This is a genomic window from Bacillus cereus group sp. BfR-BA-01430 (genome assembly GCF_022663115.1).
GTDB lineage: Bacteria > Bacillota > Bacilli > Bacillales > Bacillaceae_G > Bacillus_A > Bacillus_A cereus_BD.
This window is the reverse complement of record NZ_JAKUEW010000027.1, coordinates 1-15,489: the sequence shown is the minus strand read 5'-3', so window position 1 is coordinate 15,489 and position 15,489 is coordinate 1. Positions and strand designations below refer to the sequence as shown.

Genomic DNA, 15,489 nt, shown 5'->3' with positions numbered 1-15,489 from the left:
CCGTTCAAATAACGTAGAACGATTTGTATTTTTTCATCAGCTGTAAATTTAGCCATAGAAAAACTGCACCTCCAATTGTTAGACTGTGTCTAACAATTGGGGTGCAGTTCAGAGTCCCGCTCTTTTTTTATTTATCTTGCACTTTCGTGGACATAACAAGAAACATGATCTAGGTTAAGCGATTCTAAATATAGTAAGTCGGATGTTAGTGTCACCTGTAGCAGGAATCGTGATCTCACCTAGAGTGGATTGAACAGTAATATTTGTACCAGCTGTTAATGTTTCAATTGTTGTGAAAGAAAGAGAAGAACCAATTACATTACAAGAGAAATTATCACTTGGTACTGCTCCGTTTTGCGAAATACCTACTCCGAGTGGTGCGCAACCAGGTGCAGTGATAGAAATTGAAAAACTGATAACATAAACGCCATCTTCAAGAATAGTAAGTGTGTCAGTCCCGTTGAAATTAATATTTCTAAGGTTAGAACTTGTGCTAAAGACGAAACTTTCTGATAAACCTACAGTTTGAGAATCAGCATTTTGTAGAACAGCTGTTGCGACTGGAAAGCTAGCTCCTGTTGCGCCAGTAGGTCCTTGAGGTCCGGTAGCGCCAGTAGGCCCTTGAATACCCTGAGGTCCTTGAGGCCCAGTCGCGCCAGTAGGTCCAGTCACGCCAGTAGGCCCTTGAATACCTTGAGGCCCTTGAGGTCCGGTAGCACCGGTAGGCCCTTGAACGCCCTGAGGTCCTTGAGGTCCAGTCACGCCAGTAGGCCCTTGAATACCTTGAGGCCCTTGAGGTCCGGTAGCACCAGTCGCACCTGTGCCTTGAGGACCCGTAGGCCCAGTAGGCCCAGTAGGCCCAGTAGGCCCAGTCGCACCAGTAGGACCAATTGTTCCAAATGGTGCAAATTCAATGAGTATAAGTTGTAGTTCTTCAATTTGATCAATGATGCATTGAAGTATACCATCATCTAATCGAAATAATTTAGTGATGTATAGTAAATAGTTGACCAAGTTTTGAAGTTCAATAAATACAGCACCTGGAACAAATGTGGGATTTTCTAATATGGTTATTAAATTTTTTATAATCGCAAGTCCGATTGCTTTTTGAGAAGAAGAAGTCTCTAAACATTTAATAAACTTTTTTAATAAGCATAATGTATCTATAAAATCTTCAATGGTCGATGGAGAGGGATTAAGGAATAAGTCAGGGATGGTTTTTGTTAAATGGGAGATAATCGCTCGGAATGTTCGAAGTTGGGATTTAGAAATCGGAATGGAGCTTAAGATTGGGATGCGTCCAGAATTGTTTGGAAAACATGGCTTAGGTAGTTTATTATGGCTATCAAAATAAGACATTCTTTTTTCTCCTTTCTTTTGGGATACGAACGAATTCATAATAGTAAATGCAAACATGAAACAATCGTGACTAGTGAAAGTGGCTTGTTTCCAAAAAAATAAAGAAAATGCCTATTTTTAGGCATTTTCTGTTTGGGTTGCATAGTGATAATATCTTTTTAAGGAAATTTTCGATTTAAAGCCGACTAATTTTATAATTTCTTGTTCAGGTATTTGTTGTTTGATTAATCGTAAAATAAACGTATTTCGAAAATGCTGGCTGGAAATGCCTTTACGTAAGTTAGCTCGTTTTACTTCAAGGCGAATCATTTTTTGAATTGCAATTTCAGTCAGTGCCTTCGGTGCATCATTTTCGTATACCCAACGATATGTACCGCGGTTAAAATCAAACGCAATGAAAAAGGGATCATCGCTATGGTAGTTAGGTCGAACTGGCTCAGGGATATTTTTATAATAAGTGTATAGCTGTTTCTTATCGTCGATCGTTAAGATTACAGTTCTTTCTATCCCGGAAACTGCAGGGACAGAAATCGAGTTTGTTTCAAAATGAATATGATGCATATTTAGTGATACAAGTTCTTGTAAAGATAAACCATAATCAATGAGTAAAATTAAAATGGAAATATTACGATCTATTAGTAATGGACGGACAGACCGCTGTTTTTCTGATAATCCCTCTAGTGAAGTAACGATGCGCTTTAAACGTTGTTCCTCTTCTGATGAAATAAAATCTTCATCTCGTAACGCTCGATTCGGTTGAATGACGATTTCCATATTTTTTAATGGATTCGGTAGGTTTAAAAATTGATACAATCTGTTTAACACGATAAATACACGGTGCATCGTTTTTTCGGAGTAGTGCCGCTTCATTTTTAAATCATAAAAATAATCTTCATAGTCTTTTGTACAAAGTGTTGACCATATATTACTAGAGGGAAGCCTTTTGTTTTTTTTCAGCCAATGTCCGAAATCTTCAATATCATAAACGTACCTTTTAATGGTTGAAGGCTTTCTACCTTTACTTAATAAAAAAGTAGAAAAGGCTTGCACTGTATCATGGAGCTCTGTTGTTTCCATAGTTCCACCACCCTAGTTATTTCTTATATTATAGCAAACTTTTCTGAAAATAGCCGTTTATAAGGTGAATATATGAATAGTATTATTGGATGAGTAGATAAAAAGAGGTGAGCGCATGGAACAATCAATGCGAAAGAAAAATAATAATCAAATTAATATTGTGTTAAATCACCGAAAAAAATTTTCAGTACCTGCTTCGGAAAATAAGGCGCTTCTTTCTAATGAAACAGCTACAAAACATGAGATGCTGCAGAAGATTGAAGAAGAGATGGGAAAACTTGTTGGAATGGAAGAAATTAAAAAAATCATAAAAGAAATCTATGCTTGGATTTATGTGAATAAAAAAAGGCAAGAAGCAGGACTGAAATCGGAGAAACAAGTACTGCACATGTTATTTAAAGGGAATCCTGGCACAGGAAAAACAACCGTTGCAAGATTGATTGGAAAATTGCTATTTGAGATGAATGTTTTATCGAAGGGTCACCTAGTTGAGGCAGAACGCGCTGATCTTGTTGGTGAATATATCGGACATACCGCACAAAAAACAAGAGATTTAATAAAAAAAGCAATGGGTGGCATTTTGTTTATTGATGAGGCGTATTCATTAGCGCGTGGTGGGGAAAAAGATTTTGGAAAAGAAGCAATTGATACACTTGTAAAGCACATGGAAGATAAGCAACATGGTTTTGTGTTAATTTTAGCTGGATATTCAAGGGAAATGAATCATTTTCTTTCTTTAAATCCAGGTCTACAATCGCGTTTCCCTTTTATTATTGAGTTTGCTGATTATACAGTAAATCAATTGTTGGAAATTGGGAAAAGAATGTATGATGAGCGAGAGTATCAGTTGTCGAAAGAGGCGGAGTGGAAGTTCCGCGATCATCTACATGCTGTAAAATATTCATCCCAAATTACATCTTTTAGTAATGGGCGTTACGTTCGGAATATTGTGGAGAAATCCATTCGGACACAAGCGATGCGTTTATTGCAAGAGGATGCGTATGATAAACGTGATTTGATTGGGATAACGAGTAGTGATTTAACACTTGAAGAGGAAACGCACAGTTTTTAAACTGTGCGTCTATTTTTTTATTTCGTATTTTTTGTTTTTGCGCGGTGTTCTAATTTGCTTTTCGGACTCTGATCTGCTACATCTGATGCAAGTCCTTGAGGATTAACACTACTACTTTGCCCGCGATTTCGTTTATTATTTCCCTTAGCCATTTAAAAACCTCCTATTTTTCTTTTGCTTTTCGTTGATAGGCATTATGATAGCGCTCCATCTTCAAACTTTTTTCATGCGCAGAATTAGGATCGTGTTCAATTTGATTAACAGAGCTTTTTTGAGCTCCTTTGTTTACATGATTGGTCATTTAGATTCACCTCTCTTTAAAATTTAGTATGAGCACTCTCAAGAGAAAAAAACAATGGAAAAGAAAAAACCTCTTTACGTTATGTAGTAAAGAGGTAGGCTTGCTATTTATGAAGGGAACGCTCTTTATTTTCCAAGCGTCTATGTGGTAAGTGCCATTTATAATGAATGGAAATCATCCGGAAGCAAACAATGAAAATAAACAATGTATATAGAGCCCAGTCACTTACGATTATTTTGGCACCGATTAAAAAACCTGCTAAAATCGTCCAAAAAGCATAGACCTCTGCACGAAGGACGAGAGGTTTACGGCGTGCTAGTAAATCTCGAATGATACCACCGCCAATTCCTGTTAAAACAGCTGCAACAATTGTAGCGCTAATAGGTAAATGAAGCTTTTGTGCATAAAGTGCACCTTGTACCGCAAATGCAGATAAACCGATAGCATCTGTGATGTTTTCCCATCTTTTCCAATGTTTAATTAATTTATTAGGAAATAAAAAAATAATTGTCATTGACAATAGTGCGATTTGAAAAAGCATATCTTGTTGCCAAAACGCGACGATTGGATAGCCGATGAGTAAATTGCGGAGGGCACCTCCCCCAAATGCAGTTGCCATTCCTAAAATATATACCCCAAAAATATCATAATCTTCTTCCATTGCCACAATTGCTCCGCTGAGCGCAAAAGCGATTGTACCAATGATACTAAAAATCTCCCATGCCATGAATTTTCTCCCCCGCTAACTAGATGAAATGTGCTTCCTCTGCTATTATATTAGAAGGCTTAAAATTCGAAAAGGATGAGTGAATATATTTGATGGAAGAAAAAGAAAAAGTCATATTAGTTGGTTGTCAATTACCACAAGATGATGATGAACGGTTTATGTATTCCATGACAGAGCTCGCTTCACTTGCAAAGACGGCGCGTGCAGAAGTTCTTCTTTCTACAACACAAAAACGCCTAAAATTTCATCCAGCCACTTATATTGGAAAAGGAAAATTAGAGGAACTTGTTACGCTTTCAGAGGAATTAGAACCGGATGTTATTATATTTAACAATGAATTAACGCCTAGTCAAATTCGTAATATATCTTCTGTTTTAGATGCGAGAGTCATTGATCGAACGCAACTCATATTAGATATTTTTGCTCAGCGTGCAAAATCAAGAGAAGGGAAGTTACAAGTTGAGCTTGCTCAATTGCAATATATGATGCCGCGTCTTATGGGACAAGGATTAGCGTTATCACGGCTCGGAGGTGGAATTGGTACGCGAGGCCCAGGGGAAACGAAACTGGAAACAGATCGAAGACATATTCGGTCTCGTATTGATGAAATTAAGAAGCAGTTAGCGGTCGTTGTAGAACATCGGAAAAGATATCGTGAACGGCGAAAAAATAATCAAACATTTCAAATAGCGTTAATTGGTTATACGAATGCCGGGAAGTCTACGTTATTTAACAGATTAACGGAAGCAGATACATTCGAAGAAAATTTACTGTTTGCAACGCTAGATCCAACGACAAGAAAAATGCAATTGCCTTGTGGGTATACAGTATTGCTTACTGATACAGTTGGATTTATTCAAGATTTACCGACTTCATTAGTTGCTGCATTTCGTTCGACTTTGGAAGAGGCCGGCGAAGCTGATGTAATTTTACATGTTGTTGATGCTGCAGATCCGAATTATGCAGGACATGAACAAACGGTAAAACAATTATTAACGGAACTCGGGATTGATCATATTCCAGTTATTACAGTGTATAACAAGAAAGACAAATTACATCAAAATTTTATTCCATTTCCGAAAAGCGATTTTCTTATGACAAGTGCTTTTGAAGAAAATGACTTATTCAATTTAAAACAGGCAGTGGAAAAGAAAATGATTGAAGAGATGGAACCGTATAAAGTTAAGATTCCTCCAAGTGAGGGGAGATTGTTGACACTTTTAAAAACAGATACGGTATTAACGAGTATGGCATTTAAAGAAACTGAATTGTTATATGAGTGTACAGGGTATATATTTACTCATTCGGCACTCAACGAATCATTGCAAAGATTTTTAGTGGGAAAAGGAGAATAGAAACATCATGTTTGATCGTTTGAAAAATGGAGAAAAACTAGCTCGAATTGTAAAAGAAGTAGAAAGCCAAATTCAAGACATACATAAACGTGTGGATGAAGTGATTGAAAGTAATCAATTTCGTGTATTAGAAAGTTTTCGTAAATATAAAATTAGTGATTCACACTTTATCCCGACAACAGGGTATGGTTATGATGATATTGGGCGAGATACGTTAGAAAAAGTGTATGCAGATGTATTTGGAGCGGAAGCTGGACTTGTTCGTCCGCAAATTATTTCAGGTACGCATGCAATTTCGACAGCGTTATTTGGTATATTACGCCCAGATGATGAGTTATTATATATTACAGGAAAGCCATATGATACGTTAGAAGAGATTGTTGGGGTACGCGGTAAAGGTGTTGGTTCTTTTAAAGAATATAACATTGGATATCATGCAGTTCCGTTAACAAGTGAAGGACGCGTTGATTTTAAAGCAGTGGAAGCTGCGATTCATGAAAAAACAAAAATGATTGGGATTCAGCGTTCGAAAGGATATGCAACTCGTCCATCATTTACAGTCGCAGAAATAAAAGAAATGATTTCATTTGTAAAGGAAATCAAACCAGATGTTGTTGTATTTGTAGACAACTGTTACGGTGAATTTATTGAAGAGCAAGAGCCATGTCATGTGGGAGCGGACTTAATGGCTGGTTCTCTTATTAAAAACCCAGGTGGCGGTATTGTAAAAACAGGTGGCTATATTGTCGGAAAAGAAGAGTATGTAGAAGCTTGCGCATATCGACTAACATCTCCAGGTATTGGAGCGGAAGCAGGTGCGTCTTTATACAGTTTACAGGAGATGTACCAAGGTTTCTTCTTAGCGCCGCATGTTGCTGGTCAAGCGCTAAAAGGAGCGATTTTTACCGCGGCCTTTTTACAAAAGTTAGGAATGAATACATCGCCAACTTGGAATGCTCCGAGAACAGATTTAATTCAATCTGTTCAATTTGATGATAAAGAGCGTATGATCGCATTTTGTCAAGCGATTCAATATGCATCTCCTATCAATTCGCACTTTACACCGTATCCGAATTATATGCCTGGTTATGAAGATGATGTGATTATGGCTGCAGGTACGTTTATTCAAGGTGCAAGTATTGAGTTATCGGCAGATGGTCCAATTCGTCCGCCATATGTTGCTTATGTGCAAGGTGGTTTAACGTATTCTCATGTTAAGATTGCAATTTGTTCTGCAATTGATGCACTAATTGAAAAAAACTTATTAACGATTTCTTGAGGGAAAGCTGTCGATTTTTTCGGCAGCTTTTTTCATTTATTTTTCGATTTAAAAAAAGAGTAAAAAAATTTATAAAAAAATCGTGTAAGAAAAGCTAACATGTATTGACATTAAACATAACATGATATAAAATGAGAAACAGTTAAGGCGAAGGAGGAACTGAAACAATGAAAGAAGATAGACGTTCTGCCCCGCTGTTTCCTATTGGAATTGTAATGGATTTAACACAGCTATCTGCTCGTCAAATTCGCTACTATGAAGAGCACAATTTGATTTCTCCAACCCGTACAAAGGGAAATCGTAGATTGTTTTCATTTAACGATGTAGATAAGTTGTTGGAAATTAAAGACTTGTTAGATCAAGGGCTAAACATGGCTGGTATTAAACAAGTATTACAAATGAAAGAAAATCAAACAGAAGCAGTGAAAGCAAAAGAAGAAACGAAAGAAATTTCAAAAGCTGAACTTCGTAGAATTCTTCGAGATGAATTGCAACATACTGGTCGATTCAATCGAACTTCATTACGACAAGGTGACATTTCGAGGTTTTTTCACTAAGGATTACTGATTCTGAAGGTGATTAGAGGGACTAAGGAGGAATTTATAATGGCAAAGTATACGAAGGAAGATATTTTTCGTTTAGCGAAAGAAGAGAATGTAAAATACATCCGCTTGCAGTTTACGGATCTTTTAGGAACAATTAAAAACGTAGAAATTCCAGTAAGCCAATTAACAAAAGCATTAGATAACAAAATGATGTTTGATGGATCTTCAATCGAAGGATTCGTACGTATTGAAGAGTCCGATATGTACTTATATCCAGATTTAGATACTTGGGTAATCTTCCCTTGGACTGCTGAAAAAGGGAAAGTAGCTCGTTTAATTTGTGATATTTATAATGCTGATGGAACTCCGTTTGAAGGGGACCCACGTAATAACTTAAAACGTGTCCTAAAAGAGATGGAAGCGTTAGGTTTTACAGACTTCAACCTTGGACCAGAGCCAGAATTCTTCCTATTTAAAGTTGATGAAAAAGGAAATCCAACATTAGAACTAAATGATAACGGTGGATACTTCGACCTTGCACCGATGGATTTAGGGGAAAACTGTCGTCGTGATATCGTTCTTGAACTTGAAGAAATGGGCTTTGAAATTGAAGCGTCTCACCATGAAGTTGCACCAGGACAACACGAAATTGATTTTAAATATGCGAGTGCAATCCGTTCATGTGATGACATTCAAACATTTAAGCTTGTTGTAAAAACAATTGCTCGTAAACACGGTTTACACGCGACATTTATGCCAAAACCACTATTTGGAGTAAATGGTTCTGGTATGCACTGCAACTTATCATTATTTAAAAATGGAGAAAACGTATTTTACGACCAAAACGGCGACTTACAATTAAGTGATGATGCACGTCACTTTATTGCGGGTATTTTAAAACATGCGCCAGCATTTACAGCGGTGGCAAATCCAACGGTAAACTCTTACAAACGTTTAGTGCCTGGATATGAAGCACCTTGTTACGTAGCATGGTCTGCACAAAACCGTAGCCCATTAGTACGTATTCCAGCATCTCGCGGTGTAAGTACACGTGTCGAAGTGCGTAGTGTTGATCCAGCTGCAAACCCATATCTAGTAATGGCAACATTATTAGCAGCAGGTCTTGACGGGATTAAAAACAAATTAACTCCGCCAGCTGCAGTAGACCGCAACATCTATGTCATGACAAAAGAAGAGCGTGAAGAAGCAGGAATCGTTGACTTACCAGCAACATTAGCGCAAGCATTACTTACACTACAATCTGACGAAGTGGTATGTAAAGCATTAGGTGAACACTTACTCGAACACTTCATCGAAGCGAAAGAGATTGAATGGGATATGTTCCGCACGCAAGTCCATCAATGGGAACGCGATCAGTATATGTCTCTTTATTAAGAGAGAGAAGCCTTGATACTAATGGTATTGAGGCTTTTTTATTGTGGGCAGTCTGTTTTGATTGCATTGATTTTTTTGATGTTGCCCACAAAATGCCCACAAAAAAATCAAAAAAATTATTCAAGGATGTTTTGCATATGTTCCTCGAATTTATTCATTGCATCTCTGTCTATTTTTTTACTGATGTGCGAATAAACATCAGATGTTATCTGTACACTGCCATGTCCAAGTCGTTCTTGTAAATACTTCATGCTCACACCAGCTTCAAGTTGTAATACTGCATGTGTATGTCTCAATGAATGTATTGGTAAAGAAGGTAGATTTGCCTTCTTTAAAATTCTAGAAAATGAATTAAAAAGACTCGACTTTGGCATATAATTTCCGTCATTCCTACAAAATACTAAATTCAAATCGAAATGATAACTATCATTTAAAGCGACCTTATTTTGATTTTGATATTTCTTATGAAAAAGAAGATCGTTAGCGAGTCCTTGACTGATAGTGATAATTCTTTTCGAATTATAGTTTTTCGTATCTCCAAACATCATATCTGGGTTTCTAGCTGCTACTTGAAAGTCAAGCGATTTATTTATATTGATAGTTCTCTCTTTCAAATCAATATCTGTCCACTGAAGGGCGGCCGCTTCACCTTTCCGCATACCAGTTTCAATTAACGCTTTAAAAAATATCCAGTAAATATAGTCGTATCTATAGGCTTCTCTTAAAAAATCTGATATGTGTTCAGATTCTATAAACTGTATTTTAGACTCTTTTTTCTTTAGTTTTATTTCTGCTCCGGTACAAGGATTCTTTGCTATTTTTTCTAAAATGATTGCTTTTTCCATTGCATTATGCATAGTTCCATGCACAATTTCAATTGTTCTTCTACTGTAGCCTTTTTCAGTTAAATGATTAATGAATTTTTGATATAAAATAGGTTTAATGTCTTTTAAAAGAATGTTTTTGAAATAAGGGACGATATGGTTTTTAATACTATTTTGATGCAAAGACAAAGTATTCTTTGCGACAGTCCCCTTTTTATATTCATACAACCATGTTTCGAGATACGATTTTAAAGATTCGTCTGTTTGTTCGAAACCTTCACGCAACTGTTTTTCTACTTCTTCAGCTGCAATCTTTGCTTCTGCTTTGCTAGTGAATCCCTTCTTGCATTTTTCTTTATATTTTTGAGTGATGGAATCTTTATATCTTATTCGATATTCCCAAAAATCTTTATTAGATCCTTTCTTTTTATACTTATGAAAACTAGCCATATTATAAACCCTCCTTATAATGTAAACGAAAATCTATTATATAAAACGCTCCATTTCCTTAGGGATTCCATAATACTGTAATAATTGTTGTTTTGTTTGAATGTAGTAATCATGATGACTTCCATCAATAAGAAATCTTGTTGCAAAATAATTCGCTTCCGCCTCTATACGAATTTCAGAGCAAAGAGATACCAAAGACAGCTTGGGTGTATTCTCGTCTGGATGAAAGATAGCGTGACCTAATTCATGGAAACAAGTAAAAACCTGGTTTTGATAGGAAAGTCGTTCGTTAATATGTATGAAAGGGATACGAGATACTTTATGATAGTATCCAAAAATATCCCCTAAATTTTCGGAAATGACAACAATCCCCTTTTTTTCAGCGATAAGAAATGGATCTCTGGTATTATATCGTCTAAGTAGTTCGTCTATTTTTAAGTTAATTTGCTGTTTTGAAACCATAAGATCCTCTCCAATCACTCTTCATCTCTATATTTTTTAGGTGTAAATTTCTTTTTAGCCATTTGTTTTCCTAATCTTAGAGCGTTTTCTAATGAGATAATCAATAACTGTTTCGTTTCCTCTGACATCGGCTCGGATCCTTTAGAGAATGCAAGAGCATCGGCATTTCCCATATCTTCTATTAATTCCTCTAATTTCTTTTGAATGTCCTTTTCATCTTTTTCAGTAAGTTCCCAGTATTTATTTTGAGTCCTTCCTAATAAGTAGTCGGTTGAAACATCGAAGTAGTCAGCTACTTTTTGAAGTTTATCTACAGTAGGTTTCTGGGTTTTCCATTTATATAAAGAATTCTCTCCCATATTCAATTGTATAGCTAATTCGGATAATGATATCCCTTTCTTATCTGCAAGTTCTTTAATTCTGTTAAACGTTGACATTTTAACCACCCTTAATAAACTTACAAACATTTTATCCAAAAAGATAATCAAAAGTGTTGACTTTTATCTAATTGGATATTAAACTATGTTCATAAGCTAGTTATTTAGCTTTCGAAACACTACAAAACAAGGCCAATATGCCACGTTCCCCAACGTAAAAAGGCTATTAATGTAGGTTTATTTAGCTATACCTTCATTTTATCTAATTGGATAAAGTAAGTCAATAAAAAGCTAAAAAATTAGCTAAAAAAATAAAAAGGAGTTATCAACATGGATAAAACATTCGGTAAAAAAGTGAAAATGTGGCTATTTGTAAATGGCATGAAACAAGCAGAATTAGCCAAAATGCTAAACATCTCAAGTCCGTATCTATCAGATATTCTGTTAGGTAAGCGAGACGGCAAGAAAGTGAAAGAAAAAATTAATCGAATTTTAGAAAGTGAGGAAATTGCACAATGACAGACCAATTAACAGTAGCAAACGAACTACATATTTTAGGCAAACAACATATCGCGGGATATGAATTCACTGGAATCGAGGGTGGTTTTGGTAAAGGAAAGAAAGCGATGTTGGTTAAAGAGATTGCAGTAATTCATGGTAAACAAGTATGGCATATCAATGAAGCCATTAATAAGAATCGTAATCGTTTTAAAGACGGTGTTGATATTATCGATTTATTAGGTATCGGTTTGGTCGATACCGAAATTAAAAATTACGGATTCTCACAACAAGCTATTAATTCCTATAGAGGTAAGAAAGCAAAAGGGGAAACAGCAGGAATCTACATCTTATCAGAACGGGGATACGCAAAACTATTAAAAATCCTAGAAGATGATACAGCGTGGGAGTTATACGATCAATTTGTAGACGGATATTTCAATATGAGAGAACAACAACCAAGAGTATTGAACGAGAAAGAAAGTCTTCTAGCCAATATGCAAGCGACAATCCTACTAAACGAAGAAGTTTCGACTATGAAAGAGGATATGAACTCTGTTAAAGCGGAGGTGAAAGACCTAAAAGAGAATACGCCATTGTACGCCACTGAATGCGATGAAATTGTAAAGACAGTAAATAAAACGGCGGTTCGGTTATTAGGTGGTAAGCAGTCAAATGCATATCAAAATAAAAGCACTCGAGGCAAAGTGTATAAGGATATTTACAGAGAACTACGTCGTCATTTCGATGTGAAGAGCTATAAAGCAATCAAGCGTCGTTATTTAGAAGCGGCGAAAAAGAAGATTGTCGAATATGAATTACCTATTGTATTGAGTGAAGAGATTGCTCAAGTTAACAACCAACTCACAGCAGAACTGTAACGCTGGTGATGAAAGGAGAGTTATAGATGCTCAATATTCAAATTGATGAAACTGTTGTAAAGGAATTATGTGTTGAAGAAATCCGAAAAAAAATGAAAGAATACGATGCCGAGCTTGCATTTTGGGATACGAAGGAATTAAAAAAACGTGTTTGCATGTCGTGGAATACGATTCAAGATCAATTCTTTTTCGACCCTCGTTTTCCAAAATTTAAAGTAGGTCAAAAATGGTATTTTCCAGCAAAACAAACTCAAAAGTTCTTATTAGAATGGGCAGAAGAAAAAATGGTAGGCAAAAAGTGAAGCTGTCACAGAAATTTAAGTAGGAGGAAACAAAATGCAAAATTATCTAGTAATCAATAAAACTACATTCGCAACGTCTGTTTACGAATGTGAAACACAAGAAGAAGTGAAAGAAATCGTATCTCAATTAATCGAAAAAGGGGCACACCCAGCGGCCATTCGCGTCGCGCAAGAAATACCAGTTGATATTACAGTCAAGGTGGATGTGGAATTTTAAGTATAAGCAGCAAACGATTTGAAGGAGGAAGAATTATGAAGGAAATCGTAGTCAAACCACCGCAAATTCCAGAAAGAACGAAGCGTGAAATGTCGCTTTGGTTTCAAAGAAACTGTCCAGAATTCTTCGCTAAAAAATGTGAGGAGATACGGAAAAGAAAGGAGGCTGAGGAAAAGTGATGTACTTAAATATCAACTATCAGAATGCGACATTCGCTGATTATTCTAGACTACTTCGTATGTACCATTTTGCGAATGATAAGGATAAATGCCGCATTAAGGTAAGAATGTATATCTTAGATAAGTTAATCAAAAAGGGTGAGAAGATTGGCTAAAACAGAAGAAATGTTGCTCGTTGAGAAAATGAATCAAGCTGTAAACAATCAGTGGAAAGCGATGTTAAACAACGATCGACAGGGTTTCAAATATTTTGCGAAAGAGCATTTATGTCTAAGTAAGAAGCTAGAGGTACTCGAATTAGAGAAAGAATTAACGGAAGATTTAAATAATTATCTTAATGAAAAAGAAAAGACCCCTGTTGCAGCAGGAGTCAAATACAAACAAAATAACTGAAATCAGTATATCACATGAGGTGATTATATGAAAGATTCGTATGAAGTGCAAGTGCTAAATAGTAAATTGAATGCAGCAGTAACGTTTCTGAAACAAATGTCTGAACAAGAAACGGACAAGTGTAAAAAGCTAGATATAGATTATGTCATTACCATACTAACAAATAAACCATATGGCAGCATGCCATTTTAGAAGGTTGTGTAGAGGTTGGTCAATAGAGCGAGCACTATCTAAGGTTGGAAAGGTGGAATCAAAATGAAATTATACGAGTTAAGTAAAAATTTCTGTGAATTACAACAAATGATTGAGGACGGCGCTGATCCAGAAGCAGTACAAGATACATTACAAGCAATTGAAGAAGCATTCGATGAAAAAGTGCAGGGCGCAGCATTATTAATTCTCAACCTCGAAGCACAAGCGGAAGTAATTAAAGCTGAAGAAAAACGTTTAGCGGATCGTCGTAAATCCTTCGAGAACAGCGTAAAGAACATTAAGGAGTATCTACATCAACAAATGTCAGCGGTAGGAAAGAAACGTATTAAAGGAGCCCTTATAACAGTGGGTATTCAAAAGAATCCAGCAAGCTTAGATATCGCGAATGATGCTGTTATCCCACCAGAGTTTATGGTTCCGCAAGAACCGAAAGTGGACAAGAAGGCGTTGCTTGTAGCAGTGAAAAATGGATTGCGGTGGGATGGAATTACATTAAAACAAGGTGAGAGTGTGAGGATTCGATGAGTGAATCAAAAAATTATTTTACAGAGTTAGCTTCTATCGATGTTAGTAAACATGTTGAGAAAAAAGGGAGTTTTAGCTATTTGAGTTGGTCATGGGCAGTCGACCAACTCTTGAAGAAACATCCGGACGCAACATGGCGGGTTGTTAGGTTTGATGGATTGCCATATATGAAAACAGAAGTCGGCTATTTTGTGGAGGTAGAAGTGACAGTAAATAACATTACGCGTTCGCAAATTCACCCAGTATTAGATAACTACAATAAACCAATTACAAAGCCTACTTCATTTCAAATTAATACATCTATTCAAAGGTGTTTAGCGAAGGCAATCGCACTACATGGTTTAGGATTATATATCTATTCTGGAGAGGATATTCCGCAAGATGATGATCCTAAAACGCCAAGGAATCGAGCAAATAACATTCCGTCGGAAGAACAAAAGAGACGGGCAGAACTAGCAAACGAACAACGAATAAAAGCAATTCACGCCCAAATTAGAGAATTGTCAGAAGTATATAACATGGAATTCGAAGAAACGAAAGCTACTGTCAAGCAATCGTTAGGTATTCAAACTTTCAAAGGAATTACTGTACAACAAGCTTCGGAAATTCAAAGAACAATTGTATCATGGCTAAATGATGCTAAGACGAAACAGCAACAAGCACAATAGGCAGGTGTTTAAAATGAAAACCATAATTCGTGATGGCTCTATACCATTAGCACTAAACAAAAGTTCACGCACTCGGTATTTACGTGATAGAAGGTTATCAGAATTGATCAAGCGTTGCCGTCGTTTAGAGAAAGAGGGTTTTGATTACCTCTTTCCTATTCGAAAGGTACTGGAAACAGTGAGACATGAAAAGGACGAAAATCCACACTTATTCAAAGGATGTTTCGTCTTAGATCGTGACCGTGGTTTTTATTATGAAGTGGTTATGAAGAAGGTGAAATGAATGGGTATATACAGGGTTGTTAAAGATAGAAATTATACCACTATTAATAATACAGGTTTAAAAGATGAACAGTTGTCTTGGAAGGCAAAAGGCATTCTAGCTTATAT

General features: G+C 36.3%; 24 protein-coding genes. 16 read left to right on the top strand and 8 right to left on the bottom strand.

Annotated elements, in window-relative coordinates; all coding sequences use genetic code 11:
• Positions 1-174: 174 nt before the first annotated feature.
• On the bottom strand, positions 175-1,359 hold the full coding sequence (locus tag MR058_RS22145; RefSeq protein WP_242145864.1) for a Gly-Xaa-Xaa repeat protein: 1,185 nt from the start codon (positions 1,357-1,359) through the stop codon (positions 175-177).
• 117 nt (positions 1,360-1,476) lie between these two features.
• Positions 1,477-2,436: a tyrosine-type recombinase/integrase gene (locus tag MR058_RS22140; protein WP_242145863.1), complete on the bottom strand. Its 960-nt coding sequence runs from the start codon at positions 2,434-2,436 to the stop codon at positions 1,477-1,479.
• 115 nt (positions 2,437-2,551) lie between these two features.
• Here MR058_RS22140 and spoVK point away from each other — a divergent pair, with 115 nt between their 5' ends.
• Positions 2,552-3,508, top strand: a complete 957-nt coding sequence (gene spoVK / locus MR058_RS22135; RefSeq protein WP_242145862.1) for a stage V sporulation protein K — start codon at positions 2,552-2,554, stop codon at positions 3,506-3,508.
• A 17-nt stretch (positions 3,509-3,525) separates the two neighbouring features.
• Here the strand turns inward: spoVK and MR058_RS23370 are convergent, their stop codons facing one another.
• From MR058_RS23370 to MR058_RS22125, 3 genes are all read right to left on the bottom strand, one after another.
• The gene (locus MR058_RS23370) at positions 3,526-3,660 is read right to left on the bottom strand and encodes a hypothetical protein (RefSeq protein WP_277926672.1); all 135 of its coding nucleotides are present in this window, start codon (positions 3,658-3,660) and stop codon (positions 3,526-3,528) included.
• A gap of 11 nt (positions 3,661-3,671) precedes the next feature.
• On the bottom strand, positions 3,672-3,809 hold the full coding sequence (locus MR058_RS22130; RefSeq protein ID WP_012094821.1) for a hypothetical protein: 138 nt from the start codon (positions 3,807-3,809) through the stop codon (positions 3,672-3,674).
• A 103-nt stretch (positions 3,810-3,912) separates the two neighbouring features.
• Positions 3,913-4,536: a trimeric intracellular cation channel family protein gene (locus tag MR058_RS22125; protein WP_242145861.1), complete on the bottom strand. Its 624-nt coding sequence runs from the start codon at positions 4,534-4,536 to the stop codon at positions 3,913-3,915.
• Positions 4,537-4,628: 92 nt separating this feature from the next.
• Between MR058_RS22125 and hflX the strand changes: the two genes are divergently transcribed.
• The 4 genes from hflX (at position 4,629) to glnA (ending at position 9,110) form a co-directional block, all read left to right on the top strand.
• On the top strand, positions 4,629-5,891 hold the full coding sequence (gene hflX, locus MR058_RS22120; RefSeq protein WP_242145860.1) for a GTPase HflX: 1,263 nt from the start codon (positions 4,629-4,631) through the stop codon (positions 5,889-5,891).
• A 7-nt stretch (positions 5,892-5,898) separates the two neighbouring features.
• Positions 5,899-7,170: a methionine gamma-lyase family protein gene (locus MR058_RS22115; RefSeq protein ID WP_242145859.1), complete on the top strand. Its 1,272-nt coding sequence runs from the start codon at positions 5,899-5,901 to the stop codon at positions 7,168-7,170.
• 167 nt (positions 7,171-7,337) lie between these two features.
• The gene (gene glnR / locus MR058_RS22110) at positions 7,338-7,727 is read left to right on the top strand and encodes a transcriptional repressor GlnR (protein WP_242145858.1); all 390 of its coding nucleotides are present in this window, start codon (positions 7,338-7,340) and stop codon (positions 7,725-7,727) included.
• Between the two features lie 48 nt (positions 7,728-7,775).
• A complete protein-coding gene (gene glnA, locus MR058_RS22105) occupies positions 7,776-9,110 on the top strand; it encodes a type I glutamate--ammonia ligase (protein WP_242145857.1) in 1,335 nt (444 codons plus the stop codon).
• Between the two features lie 116 nt (positions 9,111-9,226).
• Here glnA and MR058_RS22100 read toward each other — a convergent pair whose 3' ends face one another.
• Genes MR058_RS22100 through MR058_RS22090 form a run of 3 tightly spaced genes read right to left on the bottom strand, consistent with a single transcriptional unit; the run spans position 9,227 to position 11,283 of the window.
• Positions 9,227-10,384, bottom strand: a complete 1,158-nt coding sequence (locus tag MR058_RS22100; RefSeq protein ID WP_242145856.1) for a tyrosine-type recombinase/integrase — start codon at positions 10,382-10,384, stop codon at positions 9,227-9,229.
• Positions 10,385-10,420: 36 nt separating this feature from the next.
• Positions 10,421-10,846, bottom strand: coding sequence for an ImmA/IrrE family metallo-endopeptidase (locus MR058_RS22095; RefSeq protein ID WP_242145855.1), 426 nt, complete (start codon positions 10,844-10,846; stop codon positions 10,421-10,423).
• A 14-nt stretch (positions 10,847-10,860) separates the two neighbouring features.
• Complete coding sequence (locus MR058_RS22090) at positions 10,861-11,283, bottom strand: helix-turn-helix domain-containing protein (RefSeq protein WP_242145854.1); 423 nt, start codon at positions 11,281-11,283, stop codon at positions 10,861-10,863.
• A gap of 270 nt (positions 11,284-11,553) precedes the next feature.
• Here MR058_RS22090 and MR058_RS22085 point away from each other — a divergent pair, with 270 nt between their 5' ends.
• The 11 genes from MR058_RS22085 (at position 11,554) to MR058_RS22035 (ending at position 15,382) form a co-directional block, all read left to right on the top strand.
• Complete coding sequence (locus MR058_RS22085) at positions 11,554-11,742, top strand: helix-turn-helix domain-containing protein (RefSeq protein WP_242145853.1); 189 nt, start codon at positions 11,554-11,556, stop codon at positions 11,740-11,742.
• Entirely contained in the window at positions 11,739-12,602 is an 864-nt protein-coding gene (locus MR058_RS22080; protein WP_242145852.1) for an ORF6C domain-containing protein, read from the top strand. The genes MR058_RS22085 and MR058_RS22080 overlap by 4 nt, the downstream gene beginning before the upstream one ends.
• Before the next feature lie 26 nt (positions 12,603-12,628).
• On the top strand, positions 12,629-12,904 hold the full coding sequence (locus tag MR058_RS22075) for a hypothetical protein (protein ID WP_012095424.1): 276 nt from the start codon (positions 12,629-12,631) through the stop codon (positions 12,902-12,904).
• A 34-nt stretch (positions 12,905-12,938) separates the two neighbouring features.
• Complete coding sequence (locus tag MR058_RS22070) at positions 12,939-13,121, top strand: hypothetical protein (protein ID WP_242145851.1); 183 nt, start codon at positions 12,939-12,941, stop codon at positions 13,119-13,121.
• A 35-nt stretch (positions 13,122-13,156) separates the two neighbouring features.
• A complete protein-coding gene (locus MR058_RS22065) occupies positions 13,157-13,300 on the top strand; it encodes a hypothetical protein (RefSeq protein ID WP_162533164.1) in 144 nt (47 codons plus the stop codon).
• Positions 13,297-13,455, top strand: a complete 159-nt coding sequence (locus MR058_RS22060) for a hypothetical protein (protein ID WP_242145865.1) — start codon at positions 13,297-13,299, stop codon at positions 13,453-13,455. The genes MR058_RS22065 and MR058_RS22060 overlap by 4 nt, the downstream gene beginning before the upstream one ends.
• A complete protein-coding gene (locus MR058_RS22055) occupies positions 13,448-13,693 on the top strand; it encodes a hypothetical protein (protein WP_242145850.1) in 246 nt (81 codons plus the stop codon). The genes MR058_RS22060 and MR058_RS22055 overlap by 8 nt, the downstream gene beginning before the upstream one ends.
• A gap of 27 nt (positions 13,694-13,720) precedes the next feature.
• On the top strand, positions 13,721-13,885 hold the full coding sequence (locus MR058_RS22050; protein ID WP_242145849.1) for a hypothetical protein: 165 nt from the start codon (positions 13,721-13,723) through the stop codon (positions 13,883-13,885).
• A gap of 63 nt (positions 13,886-13,948) precedes the next feature.
• The gene (locus MR058_RS22045; RefSeq protein WP_242145848.1) at positions 13,949-14,431 is read left to right on the top strand and encodes a siphovirus Gp157 family protein; all 483 of its coding nucleotides are present in this window, start codon (positions 13,949-13,951) and stop codon (positions 14,429-14,431) included.
• On the top strand, positions 14,428-15,099 hold the full coding sequence (locus tag MR058_RS22040) for a Sak single strand annealing protein (RefSeq protein WP_242145847.1): 672 nt from the start codon (positions 14,428-14,430) through the stop codon (positions 15,097-15,099). The genes MR058_RS22045 and MR058_RS22040 overlap by 4 nt, the downstream gene beginning before the upstream one ends.
• A gap of 13 nt (positions 15,100-15,112) precedes the next feature.
• Complete coding sequence (locus tag MR058_RS22035) at positions 15,113-15,382, top strand: hypothetical protein (protein WP_012095418.1); 270 nt, start codon at positions 15,113-15,115, stop codon at positions 15,380-15,382.
• Positions 15,383-15,489: the final 107 nt, after the last annotated feature.

Excerpts from the sequence above, each read along its gene's own strand:
- MR058_RS22145 (WP_242145864.1), bottom strand. The coding sequence starts at position 1,359 with ATGTCTTATTTTGATAGCCATAATAAACTACCTAAGCCATGTTTTCCA.
- MR058_RS22140 (WP_242145863.1), bottom strand. The coding sequence starts at position 2,436 with ATGGAAACAACAGAGCTCCATGATACAGTGCAAGCCTTTTCTACTTTT.
- spoVK (WP_242145862.1), top strand. The coding sequence starts at position 2,552 with ATGGAACAATCAATGCGAAAGAAAAATAATAATCAAATTAATATTGTG.
- MR058_RS23370 (WP_277926672.1), bottom strand. The coding sequence starts at position 3,660 with ATGGCTAAGGGAAATAATAAACGAAATCGCGGGCAAAGTAGTAGTGTT.
- MR058_RS22130 (WP_012094821.1), bottom strand. The coding sequence starts at position 3,809 with ATGACCAATCATGTAAACAAAGGAGCTCAAAAAAGCTCTGTTAATCAA.
- MR058_RS22125 (WP_242145861.1), bottom strand. The coding sequence starts at position 4,536 with ATGGCATGGGAGATTTTTAGTATCATTGGTACAATCGCTTTTGCGCTC.
- hflX (WP_242145860.1), top strand. The coding sequence starts at position 4,629 with ATGGAAGAAAAAGAAAAAGTCATATTAGTTGGTTGTCAATTACCACAA.
- MR058_RS22115 (WP_242145859.1), top strand. The coding sequence starts at position 5,899 with ATGTTTGATCGTTTGAAAAATGGAGAAAAACTAGCTCGAATTGTAAAA.
- glnR (WP_242145858.1), top strand. The coding sequence starts at position 7,338 with ATGAAAGAAGATAGACGTTCTGCCCCGCTGTTTCCTATTGGAATTGTA.
- glnA (WP_242145857.1), top strand. The coding sequence starts at position 7,776 with ATGGCAAAGTATACGAAGGAAGATATTTTTCGTTTAGCGAAAGAAGAG.
- MR058_RS22100 (WP_242145856.1), bottom strand. The coding sequence starts at position 10,384 with ATGGCTAGTTTTCATAAGTATAAAAAGAAAGGATCTAATAAAGATTTT.
- MR058_RS22095 (WP_242145855.1), bottom strand. The coding sequence starts at position 10,846 with ATGGTTTCAAAACAGCAAATTAACTTAAAAATAGACGAACTACTTAGA.
- MR058_RS22090 (WP_242145854.1), bottom strand. The coding sequence starts at position 11,283 with ATGTCAACGTTTAACAGAATTAAAGAACTTGCAGATAAGAAAGGGATA.
- MR058_RS22085 (WP_242145853.1), top strand. The coding sequence starts at position 11,554 with ATGGATAAAACATTCGGTAAAAAAGTGAAAATGTGGCTATTTGTAAAT.
- MR058_RS22080 (WP_242145852.1), top strand. The coding sequence starts at position 11,739 with ATGACAGACCAATTAACAGTAGCAAACGAACTACATATTTTAGGCAAA.
- MR058_RS22075 (WP_012095424.1), top strand. The coding sequence starts at position 12,629 with ATGCTCAATATTCAAATTGATGAAACTGTTGTAAAGGAATTATGTGTT.
- MR058_RS22070 (WP_242145851.1), top strand. The coding sequence starts at position 12,939 with ATGCAAAATTATCTAGTAATCAATAAAACTACATTCGCAACGTCTGTT.
- MR058_RS22065 (WP_162533164.1), top strand. The coding sequence starts at position 13,157 with ATGAAGGAAATCGTAGTCAAACCACCGCAAATTCCAGAAAGAACGAAG.
- MR058_RS22050 (WP_242145849.1), top strand. The coding sequence starts at position 13,721 with ATGAAAGATTCGTATGAAGTGCAAGTGCTAAATAGTAAATTGAATGCA.
- MR058_RS22045 (WP_242145848.1), top strand. The coding sequence starts at position 13,949 with ATGAAATTATACGAGTTAAGTAAAAATTTCTGTGAATTACAACAAATG.
- MR058_RS22040 (WP_242145847.1), top strand. The coding sequence starts at position 14,428 with ATGAGTGAATCAAAAAATTATTTTACAGAGTTAGCTTCTATCGATGTT.
- MR058_RS22035 (WP_012095418.1), top strand. The coding sequence starts at position 15,113 with ATGAAAACCATAATTCGTGATGGCTCTATACCATTAGCACTAAACAAA.